Here is a 17727-nt window from a genome sequence, read left to right as displayed (position 1 = left end):
GGCGCATCACCTTACTGCGTCAGCTCTTACTGCAGGAGCTTGAGAACTTGCTGCGGGTTCGAGTTAGCTTGCGCCAACACCGAGATACCAGCTTGTTGCAGCACTTGCGCCTTGCTCAGGTTCGCCGTTTCTTGTGCGAAGTTGGCGTCCGTGATTTGCGATTGTGCCGACGACAGGTCGGTCGATTCAGCTTGCTGCGACGTTGCGATTGCGGTGAAGCGGTTTTGTGCGGCACCCAGCGAAGCTTGCAGGTTGTTGACGGTCTGCAGTGCGTTGTCGATCGAGACCATTGCTTCGTTCGCGCCGGTGACCGTGCTGATGTCGAGGTTCGAAACCGTCGGCGGGCTGTTGATCGCGTTGATCTGTGCGACTGCCGATGCCTGGGCAGCGGAACCCGCGCCTGCCGTCGTCGTTGCAGCAGCCTGGAGTGCCAGAGCCCCGACCTGGACGCCCGTGCCGCCCGTCGCGTTTGCGCCGAACACTGCGGCTGCGACAGTTCCTGCAATCGCCTGGTTGTTCTGATCGGTGAAGGTGTAGCCGCCCTTGCCGTCCGACAGCACGTTGATTGCCGTGATTGCCGGGCTGGCAGCCGTCGTGTAAGCACCCGTCGCGTCCACGCTGAGCGAGACCGTGCCGACGGTTTGACCCGTTTGCACCAGGCCGCCACCGATCTTCGCTGCCGACATCGACTGGCTCAGGTTCAGGCTGATGGTCTGGCCAACGTTCGCGCCGACCTGGAACGTCAGGCTGCCTGCCGAGCCGTCCAGAATGTTCGTGCCGTTGTACGTCGTTTGCGAAGCGATACGGTTCACTTCCGAGATCTGCGCCGAGACTTCCTTCTGCAGAGCTGCCTGGTCGCTCGACGACAGCGAACCGGTCGATGCTTGCACGGCCAGCTGACGGATACGTTGCAGGCTGGACGTCAGCGACGACAGTGCGCTCGATGCGGTTTGAACCATCGACACGCCGTCATTCGCATTCGACACGCCCTGGTTCAGGCCGTTGATCTGCGTTTGCATACGCGTCGAGATCGCCAGACCTGCTGCATCGTCAGCTGCGCTGTTGATGCGCTTGCCCGAGGACAGGCGGGTGATGGCTTGCGAAAGGGCGCTTTGCGAGCCATTGAGGTTTTGCTGTGCAACCAGCGAGTTGATATTGCTATTGATTCCGAGCATGAAAATCTCCTAAATAAGCCTTGAGCCCAATACGCCACGTTGGCATCGGCGGAAGCACTCGTTCATTGCTGGCCGCCTCAGTGAAGGTTGACGGCCCCTCTAAAAAAAACTTGAGGAACTTTGTTCAATAGCGACCCAATTGTTTTTCGGGGCGGTTGGGCCGGCGCGCGTCTGTAAGCCACTTGCAGCCTTGTTCGGGAGATCCGCTGCAGCTATTGAAAAGACGGCGTATTCTCTTTTTCTCTCGCGGCAAACCCTGGAGAAATCATGCAAAAGCGCCGGATTGGACGTTCCGAATTAGAGGTCGCGCCGCTTATGTTCGGCGGCAATGTATTTGGCTGGACCGCCGATGAAGCCACCTCGTTTTCGATCCTGGATGCCTTTGTCGATGCGGGGCTCAACTTCATTGATACCGCCGACGTTTATTCCGCATGGGTGCCGGGCAATCAGGGCGGCGAATCGGAAACCATCCTCGGCAAGTGGTTCAGGCAGAGCGGCAAGCGCGACGGGATCGTGCTTGCCACCAAGGTGTCCAAGCACCCGCAGCGCAAGGGTTTGTCTGCCGCGAACATTCAGGCGGCAGTGGAAGATTCGCTACGGCGCTTGCAAACCGATTACATCGACGTCTATTTTTCTCACGACGACGACACCGAAACGCCTTTGGCTGAAACGCTTGGCGCCTATCAGCGGCTAATCGAGGCGGGCAAGGTGCGGGTGATCGGCGCGTCGAACTACAGCGGCGCGCGCGTCGAGGAAGCGCTCGCCGTGTCCCGCCAGCATGGATTGCCCGAGTACCAGTTGTTGCAGCCGGAGTACAACCTGTATGATCGCGCCGCTTATGAGCGGGACATCGAACCGGTGGCGCTCGCCAATCGGCTCGGCGTGGTGGTGTACTGGAGCCTTGCAAGCGGCTTTCTGTCCGGCAAGTACCGGTCGCAGGCCGATCTGGCCAACAAGGCGCGCGGCAGCCGGGTCGAGAAATATCTGAACGAGCGCGGCTTGCGGATTCTGGACGCGCTCGACCAAGTCGCCGAGCGGCACGGCAGCACGCCGGCCACCGTCGCACTGGCCTGGCTGATCGCGCGGCCGAGTGTAACGGCCCCAATTGCAAGCGCGACCTCGGTCGACCAGCTCAAGAGCCTGGCCGCCGCCGTCCATCTGATGCTGACCAGGGCCGATATTGGAGAACTGGACGAGGCGAGCGCCTGATCGCGCAAGGGACCTGGCGTGATCGCTAAACCCCTGGTAGGATGGAGAGTTTCCTGATATCATCGGGAGTGAATTGAGATCTTTGCCTGTTTCGTTAATGTTTTTCATTGATGAAAGGTTGGCGAAACGGCAACAGGCGTGGCTTTGGCATTTCGTCTGTCCGCGTTCCGCGGTGAACTCCCCACCTCTCTTTTCCGGCCTCCGTGGCCGTTATGCCTCTCGTTTCATTCGTGGTTTGGCCGGGATTTGTCCCGCGTTTGCCTGTTACTGGCCATGAATCGAAACGACCGGAGGGCCGGCGCGTGAGCGGTATCCCGCCACGCAATTTACCCCTATCAAGTGATTGAGTTAGGAATTACATGACGACGATTCTTCTGAAAGAAAACGAGCCGTTCGAAGTGGCGATTCGCCGCTTTCGTCGCGCAATTGAAAAGAATGGCCTGATCGCTGAACTGCGTGAGCGCCAATCGTACGAAAAGCCGACTACGGCCCGTAAGCGCAAGAAGGCTGCTGCTGTGAAGCGCCTGCACAAGCGCCTGCGCAGCCAGATGCTGCCGAAAAAGCTGCACTAAGCACGCTTTTCCGCGCGCGCTTTTCTGCGCATTAGTACGCCGAACGGCGGTGTGAGCTTCGAAAGAAGCCACATCGCCGTTTTGCTTTTGGTGGGCCTGTGGACCGATTTGCGCGGGACTTGTGCGGCTGTGACGCGCTGCGGCGCGTTAGGCGGCGCTCTTCAGGCGCTTCGCGGACAGGCCAAATTGCCGGGCGATCGAGCCCAGACGCTCATGCCATTCCCACGTGCCGAACACGTCATGCACGTTTTGCAGGCAACTGAGCAGAGTGACGGTGGCCGGGTCGTACACATTGAGGTTGGCGTGCAGGAGCGCCTTTTTAAGCGCAGATACGCCGGCATCCATATAAGCGGGCACCTCGACGGATGCTTTGCCGATGTAGCGTACCGGAACGCCTTCCATCGCGGTCACGTAGTCACACGGCTTGATGAAATGGCCGACCGGGCAGCCACCGCAGTAGCCGCGGTAAGCGCCGCCGCCGCGAGGCAGCAAGGCGGCGCGTTTCCGGCCAAGCAGATGATCCACGGCCTGATCGAAAATCTCCTGATGGGTCAGGAAGTTCAGGGATTTCATGGTTGGTCTCCCATGCGTTACGCAGCGGTTATTCGTTGTTCGAGCGCATGAAAGGCAGTATCGGGCACGCGCCGATTCGCGAAACCCGGACTAGCACAGCGAAAAGCCTTCAATTCCCGGGTTTGACCCGTTTGCCGTGCCGCCTCAGCCCGCTTTGCGATTGCGTCCCTTCTTGCCGAGCGCCGCGCATCGCGCGCGGCACATGCAGGTCGCCTCGTGATCGTTCACCATGCCGACCGCCTGCATGAACGCGTAGCAGATCGTCGAGCCGACGAACTTGCAGCCGTAGCGCTTCAGCCCCTTGCTGAGCGCGTCCGAAATTTCCGTGGATGCCGGCGCCTGCTTATACGATGCCCAATCGTTCTGGATCGGCGTCTGATCGACGAACGACCATAAGAAGTTGGCGAGCGAGCCGTGCTCGGCCTGAATCTGCTGCACGGCGCGCGCGTTGGTAATCGCCGACTCGATCTTGCCGCGATGGCGCACGATACTTTCGTCCAGTAGCAGCGCATCGACATGTTTGGGCGTGAAGCGCGCGACTTTATCGATGTCGAAGTCGGCGAAGGCGCGACGATAGCCGGTGCGTTTGTTAAGAATCGTCGACCATGACAAGCCCGCCTGCGCGCCCTCCAGTACAAGCATTTCGAACAAGTGCTGATCGTCGCGCGAGGGTACGCCCCATTCGGTGTCGTGGTAGTGTGCGAGCGCTTCGCTCGATACCCAGTTGCATCGCTGTGTCACTTTCGCGCTCCCGCGTTGTCATGTCGCCCGTCAGCATAGCGGAAGCCGTGCGCGCTGCAAGCTGGCCATTCGGCCGATTGCAGGATCGAAACTGACCTGCCACGCTATGCGTTATTCACCTCCTGAACTCACTCAATTCGATGGATAAAGACCTCTTTTTGATCGGCATCGATGGCGGCGGCAGCGGTACGCGCGTCGTCCTTGGCGACGCCCAGGGCCGCGAACTGGCACAGGCGGCGAGCGGGCCGTCGGGGCTGGGCCTCGGTGTGGAGCGCGCGTGGCAGGCTATCGGAGCCGGCTGCGCCGACGCATTTGCACGTGCCGGCGTGCCGCTGGACTGGTCGCGCTGCGTACTCGGCTGCGGATTGGCAGGGGTCAATAATCGCGACTGGCTGGCCGCATTTCGCGCGCAGGCACCGGCGGTAGCCGGACTCGCGGTGGAAAGCGATGTCTACACCAGCTTGCTTGGCGCGCACGGTGGCGCGCACGGCGTGGTCGTCGCGCTTGGCACCGGCAGTCAGGCGGCCGCGCTCGACGGCAATGGCGAATGCCGAATCTCCGGCGGCTACGGTTACCCGTCTGGCGATGAGGCGAGCGGCGCCTGGCTCGGGTTGCGGGCCGTCGTCCACGCGCAGCAGGCGCTCGACGGGCGCGTACCCCACGACGATCTGGCGCAGGCGCTGCTCGCCCACACCGGTGCGCATGACCGCGACAGCCTCATAGTCTGGCTGTGCGAAGCCAATCAGACGGCTTATGCAAGGCTCGCGCCGATCGTCATCGCGCATCGCACGCATCCGTTCGCGGCGCGATTGCTCGGCGAGGCCGGCGAGGAAGTGGGCAAGATGATTGCCGCGCTCGATCCGTCGGCGGCCTTGCCGGTCGCGTTGTGCGGCGGTCTCGGCGCACCGCTGCGCGAATACGTGCCACAGATTTATCAGCCCCGTTTGCGCGAGCCGTTGGCGGATTCCGCACATGGCGGTTTGCAGTTGGCGCAGCGCGAAGCGGCTCGCGTCGCCGGTTGAGAATCGTCTGGCGCGCCGGCGGCGATCTCGCGGATGCGGCGCACAACGGTAAAATGCGATCTTTGACGCTGCCCGGCTGCTCACACCATGTACAAAGTCATTGCCACGGACCTCGACGGCACGCTGCTTAACGCCGATCACCAGGTGGACCCGTTCACGATCGCGACCGTGCGTAAGCTGGAAAGCGACGGGCTGCACTTCGTGATCGCGACGGGGCGCCACTACTGCGACGTTGCGGGCATTCGCGACCTGCTGGGCATCAACCCGTATCTGATCACGTCGAACGGCGCACGCATTCACGCGCCGGACAACACGGGGATTCACGCCGACGACCTGCCACCGGCCATCGTGCGGCGGTTGGTGCAGCCGGAAATCGTCGGCGCGCACGGCCGCGTGATCGTCAACCTGTTCGCCGACCAGGCGTGGTTGATCGACCGGGATGCGCCGGACCTGTTGAAATTCCATCAGGATTCCGGCTTCACCTACGAGGTAACCGATCTGCCGAAGCACGACGGTGTCGATATCGCGAAGGTTCTTTACATCGGCGAGCCCGCCGATCTCGCGCATGTCGCGGCCAACCTAGCGCGCGAATTCGGCGACGCGCTGTATGTCACCTATTCGCTGCCCGATTGCCTGGAAGTGATGACGTCGAACGTATCGAAGGGGCGCGCGTTGCAAGTCGTGCTCAAGCGCCTCGGCGTCGACGCCTCGCAATGCGTGGCGTTTGGCGACAACATGAACGATATCGATCTGCTGGAGACAGCCGGCCATCCGTTCATGATGAACAACGCCAATCCCGATCTCATCACGCGTTTGCCGGACGTGCCGCGCATCGGCAACAACTTCGAAGCCGGCGTCGCGCACCATCTGCGCAAACTTTTCTCGCTCGACGACGAACTGATGTCCTGAAAACGGAACGGCCCGCGTCCTCTTTCGGGGACTCGAGCCGGTTCTTCGAGACGTCAGGCAGCGTTACGATCAGCCGTGCCAGCCGCCGCGGCGATCGCCATGATCGTCGCGACCCCAGTGTCGGTCGTTGTGATCCCAGCCGCGATCATCCCGATGGTCGTCGCGATAGTAGCCGCCGCGATCGTAGCGATGGTCCCAGCCGCCGTTGCCGTAGGTGCCGTAGTACACCGGCTGCGGTGCTGCATAAACGGGTGCAGGCTGGGCATAAACCGGTGCGCCGAGCGACAGGCCGATATTCAGATCCGTATGCGCTTGCGCGACACCGCATGCGCCCGCCGCGAGTCCAGCCGCAACCAGCAAGTGAGTGACGATGCGTTTCATGGTGTTCTCCTGTGAGGCGACGTGTGTTTGTTGCACAGGACCAATCTACGCATTCCGGGCGTTGGCAACTGCGACGAGATGTTACGGACTGCAAGCATCGTCGCAGGCTCCGAAGGGCTGTAGAAGGAACATTCGAAGGCAACACGCCGGATGCGCTTTCCGCTTGAAGCCCCGTCACATAAGGATTCCAGGCTCCTTGGGACGAGCCGGGACCCAGTTGCCACCGGCCATTGCAACAATCAGACAGCCGCGCTCGTAATCGCGACTTACACCTGTATTACCCGATTAATCAACCGAGCTCGCGGAAGCACCCGCCGCAGCCGCAGAAGGAGTACCCGGCAGCGCCGCGCATGGGCAATCCACAGCGCGGCCGTTCAGTCCCTGGCGGTCAAGTTTGAAACTGGCGTGGGCCGTGCCGTTTTGCCAGTCGAGGCGAACAATATAGATACTGTCGAAATCATCGCTTTGCCAGTTGGGCACATCGGCGGCATTGCCGCCATGCGTGCTCATCATCTGGCGCAACAACTTCACAATCAGCTTGTGCTCCCACGCGACGACAATCAGCTTGTTGCGATTGGACGGATTGACGAGCGCCGTGTCGAGCTGATCAATCTGGGCGAAACCGTACGGCGTTTGAACCGGCATCTGGAATTGGATGGCGGTCGGCTCGATGGTCGCAAGCGGCCGAATGTAGTAATAGGGGTGACCGCTGTCGTCTTTTTGCTGGCCGGGATCGGGCGCATAGATCGCATCCGGTTTGCCGAACTTGGCGGCGATCACGGCCGGCAAGGCCAACGCACGGTTGAGCCCCCGGCAATTGAGTTGGCCGTAACCCTTGGCGGGTTTCTCGCCATGGCGCACGAATACGAGCGTTTCGGTATTGCCGTCCGCCGCATGGGCCGCGGGTAACGCCAGCACACCCGCGCACAAACCGGCGATGGAGAGTGCGACGCCATGCAGGAATCCGCGGAAACGGGTCATCGGTAGCACCTGTGCGAGCTTGGGAAGTCGCACGATTCTAGCAGCGGACTATCGGCCGGCTAAGGCGCTGCCTGCGTCGTGCTGACAAAAAAACAAAGCGGGCGCCGTAGCGCCCGCTTTGACTGCCTGGATAGGCGCACTCGCTGATCAGTCGAGCGCCAGTTCCTGCGACTTGCCGCGGCGGCATTCGGCGATGAGCGGGTACAGCACGCCTGCGATCACTGCGCCGATGATCGGTGCGACCCAGAACATCCACAACTGATCCATCGCTGCGCCGCCGACGAACAGCGCCGGGCCGGTGGAGCGCGCCGGGTTGACCGACGTGTTGGTGACCGGAATCGAGATCAGGTGAATCAGCGTCAGGCACAGGCCAATCGCGATTGGCGCGAAACCGGCCGGCGCACGCTTGTCGGTCGCGCCGAGGATCACGAACAGGAAGAAGCCAGTCATGACCACTTCGCAAATGAACGCAGCCGCGAGCGAATATTGGCCCGGCGAGCGCTCACCGTAGCCGTTGCTGGCGAAACCGCTGGCGACGAGGTCGAAACCCGGTTTGCCCGATGCGATCAACGACAGCACCAGCGCACCCAGCACCGCGCCGATCACTTGCGCGACGATGTACGGCAGCAGGTCGCGAGCCGGAAAGCGGCCGGCGACGGTCAGTCCGACGCTTACGGCCGGATTCAGGTGGCAGCCGGAGATGTGGCCGATCGCATAAGCCATTGTCAGGACAGTGAGGCCGAACGCGAGCGAAACGCCCACAAAGCCAATGCCCAGACCGTGAACCGGACCGGCGAAGTTAGCGGCGAGGACGGCGCTGCCGCAACCCCCGAGCACGAGCCAGAAAGTGCCGAACAGCTCGGCGGCGAGGCGCTTTGACAACTGCATGATTGGTAATCCTAAAATGTTTGACGCCTGGAGTGGCATGAATGCTAAGCGCAGGTGCATGCCATTGAGCGCGCAATTCTAGGGAAAGACAGCCGGATTAGGTGTCAAGAATTGTCAATGTGGAGTCTCCTTTACCTATTATTACGCGATAAAGATCTCGTTTTACAATTCATCGACGCTTAATAATTATCAGATGATTTCTTCCTAAATCGGTATTATTGTCCATTGCGAATTTTTATAATTGCAGCTAGTCTGCGAGCGAATGAGTTCTAGAAAAGGGGAGAACCGGAATGTCTCAATATGCAGACCTCAAGGCGCAGATCGCCAAATTGCAGGCACAAGCAGACGAAGCCCGGCGTACTGAAATCGACAATGTTGTCGCTGACATCCGCCAAAAGATCGCTGAATATGGTCTAACCGCGCAAGACCTCGGCTTTGCGGTTGCCGCACGGCGCGGACGCCCGCCAAAGAAGGCGCCGCTGCCGGCCAAGTATCAGGATCCGAAATCGGGCAATACCTGGAGCGGGCGCGGCAAACCGCCAAAGTGGATTGTCGGCAAGAATCGCGAACGCTTTTTGATTGGCGCGGCGTGAATGCCCAGCCGGTAGCAGGCGAAAGCCAACTGAAGGTTGATCGGTGCGGAATTGTTAATTCGTGATGCGCCAGTCCAGGATGGAAGCGCATCCACACTTGCAATTAAAAAAGCCGCCCGTGAGAGGCGGCTTTTTCGTAGTTGGAAGCGGGTTAACTCCTGCCAACCGCTCGCGCAAACGATTCACCAGGCAAATTTACTCGTGATTGGCGTGCAAATCGGAAAAAGGCAGAAGTACGGCTTAAGCGGCCAAGCGCATAAAAAACGCCAGCCGCTTAAGCGCGTTGCAGAACCCGTTGCTGGACCCGCCGCTCGACCCACCGCGCAATCCAGCATTCAACCCACCGCGACCTGGCGCAACACCGGGCGGCGCGTCGCTTCGATCAGTGCCGAATAGCCGTCAACGTAATTCTGAGCCATCGTTTTCGAACTGAAGCGGCGTTCGAACTGTGCGCGAATCTCCGTGCGCGACAGTTCGTCCAGACGCTGCAGCGCGGCTACCGCACCTTGAACGTCCTCGACAATGTAGCCGGTCACGCCGTGGTCGATCACTTCCGGCACCGAGCCGCGGTTGAACGCGATCACCGGCGTGCCGCACGCCATCGATTCGATCATCACCAGACCGAACGGCTCCGACCAGTCGATCGGGAACAGCAGCGCCTTGGCGCCCGATAGAAACTCGGGCTTCTGCGCCTCGTTGATTTCGCCGACGAACTCCACGTGCGCCATGGAAAGCAGCGGTTCGATTTCCTTCTTGAAGTATTCCTGGTCGACCTTGTCCACCTTGGCGGCGATCTTCAGCGGCAAACCGCTTTGCGCAGCGATCTTGATAGCTGTATCGACGCGCTTCTCAGGACAGATACGACCGAGGAACGCCAGGTATTCCGGCTCTTTGTGTGTTTGCGGCGTGAGCAACTGCTCCGGCAGGCCGTGGTAAATCGTGTTCAGCCAGTTGGCCTGCGGCAGCGGCACGCGCTGCGAATCCGAAATCGATACCACCGGCACATTCGAGAACGCGTCGAACACCGGTTGCAGTTCCGGCAAGTCCAGGCGGCCGTGAAGTGTCGTCACAAACGGCGTGTCCATGGTGGTGAAGAGCGGGAACGGCATGTAGTCGAGGTGAAAGTGCAGCACGTCGAACTCATGCGCGACACGGCGCACTTTTTCCATCATCAGGATGTGCGGAGCCAGCGCGTCGCGGATCGTCGGATCGAGGCGCAGCGCACGAGGCCAGCAGGCGTCGAGGTTCGCGGAGGTGATCGAGTCGCCGCTCGCAAACAGCGTAACGTCGTGGCCGAGGTCGACCAGCGCTTCAGTCAGATACGAGACGACACGCTCGGTGCCACCGTAGAGTTTCGGCGGGACAGCTTCGTACAACGGCGCAATTTGTGCGATTCGCATGCGTTTTCTCCTGTTCAAAACGGCTTCGCACAGCGGTGCTCGAGTAGAGCGAGGCGCGAATGCCTGACGGACGGTTGGGCGCGGTAGGCCGCCGCCCGGGGGGGGCGAACCTGTATCGGGAAATCCCTAGGCTTCATTATCGGGATCGGCCGGCCTAATTCGAGTTATTTTTCAAACACTTAATGTTGTTACAGCGCGAAACATGATGCGTTACAGGTCAATAAAGACCTGTCCCGATAGCCAGGAAGCGCCCCTGGATGGACATTCGAGCGCTGGAAGGACACGAGCAAATGACGAGCAAACCAGGAGCAAGCGACGGTCCCGGGACAGGAGCGCGACCTCTACACCGCGCGCGTTGCGCTGAAGTGAAAACGTCTTATAATTCTTTCTCACCGCAACAAGGTGCGGACCGTGAGTCACCCAGGACTCACCATTTGGTTCACATTTTTGTTGAAGATTCATCCAAAGCGCATCGTCAGCGCCAGGCTGCGCGCCGCTTCACCAGCTTCAACCTTCTTTCCGCCCCCTCCGTGTAGGACAAATTCCTACACGAATGACGGATTAATCCGTCAAGCAGGCAGGGTGTCTGTCCGATTTCCGTCTGCTCCCCCTTTCGACACAATGCTCGCAAGACCAGAAACGAGCCGATTCGTGCGGTTTAAGCGCGCGCGTTCGAGCAAACGTTTCCGTAACGGCCTGACCAGCCAGATACACCCCGGGGGAACCATGAGCGCGACAAGCGAAATGCTCAATGAGATCAGAGAAGTCAACCTGTCTTATCTCCTGCTCGCGCAGCGCCTGCTGCGTGAGGACAAGCCTATGGGCATGTTTCGCATGGGGATTTCGGATCAGCTAGCCGACGTGCTCGCCAATCTGTCTTTGGCGCAGACCGTGAAGCTGGCGGCGTCCAATCAGGTGTTGTGCCGCTTCCGTTTCGACGACCATGCCGTGCTGTCCGCCCTTGCGGACAAAGGCAAATCCAGCGCCGTGGCTCAGGCGCATTCCGCGATCCTGATGGCAAGCCAGCCAGTCGAACAAGTCGGCTGATGGCAGCTTGTAGTTCTAAAAAAGCGATCAGGACGGGGGAAATGCAAGCGGATGGCAATTAAAAGTGTTGTGCAGGAAGTCAGGGAAATCACCCTGGCCATCGAGCTGATCGAACTCGGCGCGCGGTTGCAATTGCTGGAAGCCGAAACCAGTCTGTCGCGCGACCGGCTGATCAAGCTGTACAAGGAACTGAAAGGGGTGTCGCCGCCCAAGGGCATGCTGCCGTTTTCGACCGACTGGTTCATGACCTGGCAGCCGAACTTTCACTCCTCGCTGTTCTATAACATCTACCGTTTCATGGCCGGCCACGGCGGCTGTCTGACGATCCAGTCGATCGTGAAGAGCTACCGGCTCTATCTGGAACACGTTCAGTTGCACGACGACGAGCCCGTGCTCAGTCTCACGCGCGCGTGGACGCTGGTGCGCTTCTTCGACTCCGGAATGCTGCAAATGACCGCCTGTTGCCGGTGCGGCGGGCATTTTGTCGCGCATGCGCACGATCCGCAGCACGCCTTTGTCTGCGGGCTGTGTCAGCCGCCTTCGCGCGCGGGTAAGACAAAGAAATTTGTCGACGCCCGGGCCCGCGAAAGCCTCGCCGCGCTCGAAGTTTGAGCCGCGGGGGCGGCATCGGCCCACCGCTCGCAACCCGAGCGCGGCATCCACAAGCGCCTTCTGGCGGGCTTTCCGGCCAGGTCGGCCGGCGCCGGGCCCGGCCGGTCCGGCTTAACCCGCCTCTGGTTTACACCGGAGCGCCGCGCCGCTTTTCCGTCAAAGTTTTCTGCCCCGTTGCCGTAAACCAGATTAACGACGGTAACCGTCGCTTCTTTGTGAGGGCTCGGCAGTGCTGATTTTCGTGGGAACACTCGTGACGCTTTTGTCCGTTTTCGGCGGTTACGCGCTGGAAGGCGGCCATCTCAGCGCGCTGTTGCAACCCGTCGAAGTGCTGATGATTGTCGGCGCCGGGGTCGGCGCGTTCATTCTCGGTAACGGGATGAAGACGATCAAGGCGACGCTGCGCGTCATTCCGACGCTGTTCAAGGGCGCGAAGTACAACAAGGACGTCTATATGGAGCTGATGGCGCTCCTTTACGTTCTGCTGGCCAAGGCGCGCAAGGAAGGCACGCTGACGCTGGAAGCCGACATCGACGATCCGTCGAAGAGCCCGATCTTCACGCAGTACCCGAAGATCCTCGCCGACCACCACATCATCGAATTCCTGACCGACTACCTGCGTCTGATGGTGGGCGGCAACATGAACGCGTTCGAGATCGAAAGCCTGATGGACGAGGAGATCGAGACGCATCACCAGGAAGGCGAAGCGCCCGCGCACGCCCTGAACAAGGTCGGCGACGCGATGCCGGCATTCGGTATCGTGGCCGCGGTGATGGGCGTGGTGCACACCATGGCCTCCGCCGACAAGCCGCCCGCGGTGCTCGGCGAGATGATCGCCCAGGCGCTGGTCGGCACCTTCCTCGGCATTCTGCTCTCGTACGGGCTGATCGGGCCGCTCGCAAGCGTCGCCGAACAGCGCGTGACGGAGTCGACCAAGATGTTCCAGTGCATCAAGGTGACGATCCTCGCCAGCCTGAATGGCTATGCGCCGGCTATTGCCGTCGAATTCGGCCGCAAGGTGCTCTTCTCGACTGAACGCCCGTCGTTCGCCGAGCTGGAAGAGCACGTGCGCCGCGTCAAAGCCAAGTAACGGCCGCCGGGAACCGATTCGATGAGTAAGGACAAAGACCGCGCCATTGTCGTCAAGCGCTCCGCGCCGGCCAAGAAAGGCCATCACGGCGGCGCGTGGAAGCTCGCGTATGCGGACTTCATGACCGCGATGATGGCGTTCTTCCTGCTGATGTGGCTGCTGAGTTCGGCCTCCACCGTGCAGTTGAAGGGCATTGCCGACTACTTCAACCAGCCGTTGAAGATCACGCTGTGGGGCGGCGATCGCAGCGCCGAGGACTCGAGCATTCTGAAGGGCGGCGGCCGCGACATTTCGACCGACTCACAAGGCATCACGCGCGCCACCGACGGCTCGACCGCCCGTGCCGAGCGCACCGCAGCGCATAACAACGAAGATTCAGACAAGCAGTCGCAGGGCGAGCTGGAACGCCGCGAACAGGTCCGCCTGCACGATCTGCAGGTCAAGCTGATGGCCGCGATCGAAGCGAACCCGGTGCTGCGCCAGTTCAAGCAGCAGATCCGCATCGACTCGACGCTGACCGGCCTGCGCATCGAAATCGTCGATTCGCAGAAGCGGCCGATGTTCGCGACCGCGCGAGACGTGGTTGAACCGTATATGCGCGACATCCTGCGAGAAATCGGCCACACGCTGAACGACGTGCCGAACCGGATCATCGTGCAAGGGCACACCGACGCCGTGCAGTACGCCGGCGGCGAGAAGGGCTACAGCAACTGGGAACTCTCCGCGGACCGCGCCAACGCGTCGCGCCGCGAGTTGATCGCCGGCGGCATGGACGAAGCGAAGGTGATGCGCGTGCTCGGCCTCGCGTCGACGCAGAACCTGAACAAGGCGGACCCGATGGACCCGGAAAACCGCCGTATCAGCATCATCGTGCTGAACAAGAAGTCGGAGGAGGCGCTTGACCATGACGACTCCACCACGACCACCTTGTCGGACGACGCAGCCGGCTCCAAGCCGCTGCTGCAAAGACTTGCGCCACCGGTGACGGTTGCGCCGAAGGTGTCGGCGGCAGCGCCGGCAGCCCAGTAACAGATAGCGGTTGGCTGACCGGTCCATGCGTCCAGATGGCGCGAACGGCCAGCCGATCCATCGCGTAAGTGCAGTGAGGTTTTCATGATCAGGCACATCCTGGCAATCGACGATTCGGCATCGATGCGGCAAATCCTCGCCGCCACGCTGACGACGGCCGGCTATGAGGTGACGCTCGCGGCGGACGGCAACGAAGGGCTCGAAAACGCGCTCGCCATGTCGTTCGACCTCGTGCTGACGGACCAGCACATGCCGGGCAAGACAGGCCTCGATCTGATCGCCGAACTGCGCGGCAACCCGGCCTACCAGGCAACACCCATCCTCGTCCTCACGACGGAATCGGGCGAGCCCTTCAAGGCGGCGGCGCGGGCCGCGGGGGCGACCGGCTGGATCGAAAAGCCGCTCGACCCGGACATGCTGACCGAACTGGTCGCGGCGTTAGCTGAACCGGATCAGGCATGAGCGCTTAAAAAAACACCACCTTTACACAAGTTATAGAAGCTTTCGACGCGGCGGCACGGCAGCCCAAGCCTAGACAGGAACTCTCGCGGTGACCCAGGCATGACACTCGACATCACTCAGTTCTATCAGACGTTCTTCGACGAAGCGGACGAACTGCTCGCGCAGATGGAGCAGTTGCTGCTCAATCTGGATATCGCCCACCCGGACCCCGAAGACCTCGCCGCGATTTTCCGCGCGGCGCATTCGATCAAGGGCGGCGCGGCGACGTTCGGCTTTACCGCGCTGACAGAAACGACGCACATTCTCGAATCGCTGCTCGACCGCGCGCGCAATAACGAACTCGTGCTGCGCAAGGACATGATCGACACGTTCCTCGAAACCAAGGACGTGTTGTCGGGCCAGCTCGCCGACTACCGTGCGAGCGCCGAGCCGGATACGGCTGTGGCCAAGGCGATCTGCGCGAAGCTCGAACAGTTGCACGCGGAAAGCCGTCTTGGTATTGAAGCGGCAGCGGTGGCGCCGGCAGTGGCTGCGCCGGTGGCAGTCGCGGCAGCCGTGGGAGCACATACGGAAGCACATACGGAAGCACAAGGCGGTACCCCGCCGGAGCACGTCGTCGAACAGGCGGTGTTGGCGGCGGGTGAATGGACTGACGGCGAAGCGGCACAGACCGCGCAAGCCGGGGGCGCCGGCAGTGAAGGCGGCCCACATCTGAAAATTACGCTACGGGGCGTGGGTGAGAAGGACCAGGAACTGCTGGCCGAAGAGCTCGGCAACCTGGGGAACATAGTCGGGAAGGTCAAAAGCGGCGGCGATCTGACGCTGTGGCTGCAGACCGATGTGACCTCCGACGACATCATCGCCGTGTGCTGTTTCGTGATCGACGAAAGTCAGATCTCGATCGGCCGCGGCACCGCACCGGCGGACGAGACGGAGCAAGGCGAACCTGGAACGCCGAACGCTGCCGATTCGACCCCGGCGCAAGCAGCACAGGCGGCACCGGCGGTACAGGCAGCATCGTCGGCACCGGCGGCCCACACCGCTGCGCCCGCTCAGGCCGCCGCCACACAAGGAACGTTTGAAGCATCGGCGCCGCCGGCAGCTGCCGCGGCTGCACCCGCAGTGGCGAGCAGCGCACCGGTGGCAAGCGCGGCAGCCAGCGCACCGGCAACCGCGGAACAGGACCGCAAGGCAGCGCGTCCGGCCGCGGCGGCAGGCGGCGCGGAAGGCAGCTCGATTCGCGTCGGCGTCGAGAAGGTCGATCAGCTGATCAACCTGGTCGGCGAACTGGTGATCACGCAGGCGATGTTGGCCGAGACCACCAGCACGTTCGATCCGGCCTTGCATGACCGGCTCTTCAACGGCATGGCGCAACTCGAGCGTAACGCGCGCGATCTGCAGGAAGCGGTGATGTCGATCCGCATGATGCCGATGGATTACGTGTTCAGCCGCTTCCCGCGTCTGGTGCGCGATCTGGCGGCGAAACTCGGCAAGGAAGTGGAACTCGTCACCTTCGGTCAGGCGACCGAACTCGACAAGAGCCTCATCGAACGGATCATCGATCCGTTGACCCACCTCGTGCGCAACAGTCTCGACCACGGCATCGAAACCGTGGAAGCGCGACGGGCGGCGGGCAAGGACGCAACCGGTCAGCTGGTGCTGTCGGCCGCGCATCATGGCGGCAACATCGTCATCGAAGTAAGCGACGACGGCGCCGGTTTGCGCCGCGACAAGATTCTCGCGAAGGCCGCGAAGCAGGGCATGCAGGTCAGCGAAACGATGTCCGACGAAGAAGTCTGGAACCTGATTTTCCTGCCGGGCTTCTCGACGGCGGAACAGGTCACGGACGTCTCGGGCCGCGGCGTCGGCATGGACGTGGTGAAGCGGAACATCCAGTCGATGGGTGGTCACGTGGAAATCACCTCGCATGCGGGCAAGGGCAGCACCACGCGCATCGTTTTGCCGCTGACGCTGGCCATTCTCGACGGCATGTCGGTGAAGGTCGGCAACGAGATTTTCATTCTGCCGCTGAACTTCGTGATGGAGTCGCTGCAACCGCGAGCCGAGGACATCTACACGGTGGCCAACGGCGAACGCGTGGTGCGCGTGCGCGGCGAATATCTGCCGCTCGTCGCGCTGCATGAAGTATTCACCGTCGAAGACGCCAAGCAGGAACCGACGCAGGGCATCGTCACCATCATGCAAACCGAAGGGCGCCGCTTTGCGATGCTGATCGACGAGCTGGTGGGGCAGCAGCAGGTGGTCGTGAAGAATCTGGAAACGAATTACCGCAAGGTGCACGGCATTTCCGCCGCAACCATTCTCGGCGACGGCAGTGTCGCGCTGATCGTGGACGTGGCGGCGCTGAATCGCGAATCTCGCCACGCGCACGGCGCGATGAGCCTCGCATGATGTCCGTCAAACTCGTCGCAACACTCACTAAATTTATTTCATCCCAACCGTTTGGGGGCTAACGTGGCAGAAGTCCAATCCATCAATTCGAGCGTCGCGAACGCGACGAATGGTCGCCGCGACGCGCAGCAGGCAGACGCCGGCGGTCAGGAATTCCTCGTCTTCACGCTCGGCGCCGAAGAGTACGGCATCGACATTCTCAAGGTGCAGGAAATCCGCGGCTACGACAACGTGACGCGTATCGCCAATGCGCCCGAGTTCATCAAAGGCGTGATCAATCTGCGCGGCATCATCGTGCCGATCGTGGACATGCGTATCAAGTTTCATCTGGGTCGCGTCGAGTACGACCACCAGACCGTCGTGATCATCCTGAACGTCGCGCATCGCGTGGTCGGGATGGTGGTGGACGGCGTGTCGGACGTGCTGACGCTCGCCACCGACCAGATCATGCCGGCGCCGGAATTCGGAGCGACGCTGACGACCGAGTACCTGACGGGGCTGGGCACCGTCGACGGCCGCATGCTGATCCTGATGGACATCGAGAAGCTGATGACCAGCCGCGAGATGGCGCTGATCGAAACGCTCAGCTCCTGAACCTGGATACGACTCAGTAAGAAGCACAGATAGAAGC

The 17727-nt window shown here is 61.3% G+C and carries 19 protein-coding genes; 12 read left to right on the top strand and 7 right to left on the bottom strand.

Annotated elements, in window-relative coordinates; translation table 11 throughout:
• Positions 1-26: 26 nt before the first annotated feature.
• Entirely contained in the window at positions 27-1175 is a 1149-nt protein-coding gene (locus tag B0G76_RS33845; RefSeq protein ID WP_120297173.1) for a flagellin, read from the bottom strand.
• Between the two features lie 267 nt (positions 1176-1442).
• Here B0G76_RS33845 and B0G76_RS33840 point away from each other — a divergent pair, with 267 nt between their 5' ends.
• Both B0G76_RS33840 and rpsU read left to right on the top strand, forming a co-directional pair.
• Positions 1443-2384, top strand: a complete 942-nt coding sequence (locus B0G76_RS33840) for an aldo/keto reductase (protein ID WP_120297172.1) — start codon at positions 1443-1445, stop codon at positions 2382-2384.
• Positions 2385-2743: 359 nt separating this feature from the next.
• Positions 2744-2956: a 30S ribosomal protein S21 gene (gene rpsU, locus B0G76_RS33835; RefSeq protein WP_006050883.1), complete on the top strand. Its 213-nt coding sequence runs from the start codon at positions 2744-2746 to the stop codon at positions 2954-2956.
• 147 nt (positions 2957-3103) lie between these two features.
• On the opposite strand, the gene B0G76_RS33830 is transcribed toward rpsU, so the two are convergent.
• Both B0G76_RS33830 and B0G76_RS33825 read right to left on the bottom strand, forming a co-directional pair.
• Positions 3104-3529: a hypothetical protein gene (locus B0G76_RS33830; protein WP_120297171.1), complete on the bottom strand. Its 426-nt coding sequence runs from the start codon at positions 3527-3529 to the stop codon at positions 3104-3106.
• A gap of 144 nt (positions 3530-3673) precedes the next feature.
• Entirely contained in the window at positions 3674-4270 is a 597-nt protein-coding gene (locus tag B0G76_RS33825; protein ID WP_120297170.1) for a DNA-3-methyladenine glycosylase I, read from the bottom strand.
• Positions 4271-4410: 140 nt separating this feature from the next.
• Here B0G76_RS33825 and B0G76_RS33820 point away from each other — a divergent pair, with 140 nt between their 5' ends.
• Both B0G76_RS33820 and B0G76_RS33815 read left to right on the top strand, forming a co-directional pair.
• Positions 4411-5292 carry a BadF/BadG/BcrA/BcrD ATPase family protein gene (locus tag B0G76_RS33820; RefSeq protein ID WP_120297169.1) on the top strand — a complete coding sequence of 294 codons (882 nt, stop codon included), beginning with the start codon at positions 4411-4413 and terminating at the stop codon, positions 5290-5292.
• Positions 5293-5379: 87 nt separating this feature from the next.
• Positions 5380-6201 (top strand): Cof-type HAD-IIB family hydrolase, encoded by an 822-nt coding sequence (locus tag B0G76_RS33815; protein WP_120297168.1) that lies wholly within the window; start codon positions 5380-5382, stop codon positions 6199-6201.
• Between the two features lie 69 nt (positions 6202-6270).
• On the opposite strand, the gene B0G76_RS33810 is transcribed toward B0G76_RS33815, so the two are convergent.
• The 3 genes from B0G76_RS33810 to aqpZ all read right to left on the bottom strand — a co-directional run bounded on the left by B0G76_RS33810 (position 6271) and on the right by aqpZ (position 8451).
• The gene (locus tag B0G76_RS33810; RefSeq protein WP_120297167.1) at positions 6271-6582 is read right to left on the bottom strand and encodes a PXPV repeat protein; all 312 of its coding nucleotides are present in this window, start codon (positions 6580-6582) and stop codon (positions 6271-6273) included.
• Positions 6583-6867: 285 nt separating this feature from the next.
• Positions 6868-7563 (bottom strand): histidine phosphatase family protein, encoded by a 696-nt coding sequence (locus tag B0G76_RS33805; RefSeq protein ID WP_120297166.1) that lies wholly within the window; start codon positions 7561-7563, stop codon positions 6868-6870.
• Between the two features lie 147 nt (positions 7564-7710).
• Positions 7711-8451, bottom strand: a complete 741-nt coding sequence (aqpZ, locus tag B0G76_RS33800) for an aquaporin Z (protein WP_120297165.1) — start codon at positions 8449-8451, stop codon at positions 7711-7713.
• Positions 8452-8741: 290 nt separating this feature from the next.
• Between aqpZ and B0G76_RS33795 the strand changes: the two genes are divergently transcribed.
• Entirely contained in the window at positions 8742-9044 is a 303-nt protein-coding gene (locus B0G76_RS33795) for an H-NS histone family protein (protein ID WP_028198479.1), read from the top strand.
• Between the two features lie 335 nt (positions 9045-9379).
• On the opposite strand, the gene B0G76_RS33790 is transcribed toward B0G76_RS33795, so the two are convergent.
• Positions 9380-10444: a glycosyltransferase family 4 protein gene (locus B0G76_RS33790; RefSeq protein ID WP_120297164.1), complete on the bottom strand. Its 1065-nt coding sequence runs from the start codon at positions 10442-10444 to the stop codon at positions 9380-9382.
• A gap of 726 nt (positions 10445-11170) precedes the next feature.
• Between B0G76_RS33790 and flhD the strand changes: the two genes are divergently transcribed.
• The 7 genes from flhD to cheW all read left to right on the top strand — a co-directional run bounded on the left by flhD (position 11171) and on the right by cheW (position 17690).
• Positions 11171-11491, top strand: a complete 321-nt coding sequence (gene flhD / locus B0G76_RS33785; RefSeq protein WP_154559870.1) for a flagellar transcriptional regulator FlhD — start codon at positions 11171-11173, stop codon at positions 11489-11491.
• Between the two features lie 51 nt (positions 11492-11542).
• Positions 11543-12103: a flagellar transcriptional regulator FlhC gene (gene flhC / locus B0G76_RS33780; protein ID WP_120297162.1), complete on the top strand. Its 561-nt coding sequence runs from the start codon at positions 11543-11545 to the stop codon at positions 12101-12103.
• A 229-nt stretch (positions 12104-12332) separates the two neighbouring features.
• Entirely contained in the window at positions 12333-13193 is an 861-nt protein-coding gene (gene motA, locus B0G76_RS33775; protein ID WP_120297161.1) for a flagellar motor stator protein MotA, read from the top strand.
• Between the two features lie 21 nt (positions 13194-13214).
• Entirely contained in the window at positions 13215-14222 is a 1008-nt protein-coding gene (gene motB, locus B0G76_RS33770; protein ID WP_120297160.1) for a flagellar motor protein MotB, read from the top strand.
• A gap of 84 nt (positions 14223-14306) precedes the next feature.
• Positions 14307-14684 (top strand): response regulator, encoded by a 378-nt coding sequence (locus tag B0G76_RS33765; protein WP_120297159.1) that lies wholly within the window; start codon positions 14307-14309, stop codon positions 14682-14684.
• A gap of 99 nt (positions 14685-14783) precedes the next feature.
• Positions 14784-17096, top strand: a complete 2313-nt coding sequence (cheA, locus tag B0G76_RS33760) for a chemotaxis protein CheA (RefSeq protein ID WP_120297158.1) — start codon at positions 14784-14786, stop codon at positions 17094-17096.
• A 63-nt stretch (positions 17097-17159) separates the two neighbouring features.
• Positions 17160-17690, top strand: a complete 531-nt coding sequence (gene cheW / locus B0G76_RS33755) for a chemotaxis protein CheW (RefSeq protein ID WP_120297157.1) — start codon at positions 17160-17162, stop codon at positions 17688-17690.
• The last annotated feature ends 37 nt before the right edge of the window (positions 17691-17727 follow it).

The organism is Paraburkholderia sp. BL23I1N1, assembly GCF_003610295.1.
Lineage (GTDB): Bacteria > Pseudomonadota > Gammaproteobacteria > Burkholderiales > Burkholderiaceae > Paraburkholderia.
This window is presented reverse-complemented; position numbering and strand designations above follow the sequence as displayed.

Coding starts and splice junctions, on each gene's coding strand:
- B0G76_RS33845 (WP_120297173.1), bottom strand. CDS start 1,175: ATGCTCGGAATCAATAGCAATATCAACTCGCTGGTTGCACAGCAAAAC.
- B0G76_RS33840 (WP_120297172.1), top strand. CDS start 1,443: ATGCAAAAGCGCCGGATTGGACGTTCCGAATTAGAGGTCGCGCCGCTT.
- rpsU (WP_006050883.1), top strand. CDS start 2,744: ATGACGACGATTCTTCTGAAAGAAAACGAGCCGTTCGAAGTGGCGATT.
- B0G76_RS33830 (WP_120297171.1), bottom strand. CDS start 3,529: ATGAAATCCCTGAACTTCCTGACCCATCAGGAGATTTTCGATCAGGCC.
- B0G76_RS33820 (WP_120297169.1), top strand. CDS start 4,411: ATGGATAAAGACCTCTTTTTGATCGGCATCGATGGCGGCGGCAGCGGT.
- B0G76_RS33815 (WP_120297168.1), top strand. CDS start 5,380: ATGTACAAAGTCATTGCCACGGACCTCGACGGCACGCTGCTTAACGCC.
- B0G76_RS33810 (WP_120297167.1), bottom strand. CDS start 6,582: ATGAAACGCATCGTCACTCACTTGCTGGTTGCGGCTGGACTCGCGGCG.
- B0G76_RS33805 (WP_120297166.1), bottom strand. CDS start 7,563: ATGACCCGTTTCCGCGGATTCCTGCATGGCGTCGCACTCTCCATCGCC.
- aqpZ (WP_120297165.1), bottom strand. CDS start 8,451: ATGCAGTTGTCAAAGCGCCTCGCCGCCGAGCTGTTCGGCACTTTCTGG.
- B0G76_RS33795 (WP_028198479.1), top strand. CDS start 8,742: ATGTCTCAATATGCAGACCTCAAGGCGCAGATCGCCAAATTGCAGGCA.
- B0G76_RS33790 (WP_120297164.1), bottom strand. CDS start 10,444: ATGCGAATCGCACAAATTGCGCCGTTGTACGAAGCTGTCCCGCCGAAA.
- flhD (WP_154559870.1), top strand. CDS start 11,171: ATGAGCGCGACAAGCGAAATGCTCAATGAGATCAGAGAAGTCAACCTG.
- flhC (WP_120297162.1), top strand. CDS start 11,543: ATGGCAATTAAAAGTGTTGTGCAGGAAGTCAGGGAAATCACCCTGGCC.
- motB (WP_120297160.1), top strand. CDS start 13,215: ATGAGTAAGGACAAAGACCGCGCCATTGTCGTCAAGCGCTCCGCGCCG.
- B0G76_RS33765 (WP_120297159.1), top strand. CDS start 14,307: ATGATCAGGCACATCCTGGCAATCGACGATTCGGCATCGATGCGGCAA.
- cheA (WP_120297158.1), top strand. CDS start 14,784: ATGACACTCGACATCACTCAGTTCTATCAGACGTTCTTCGACGAAGCG.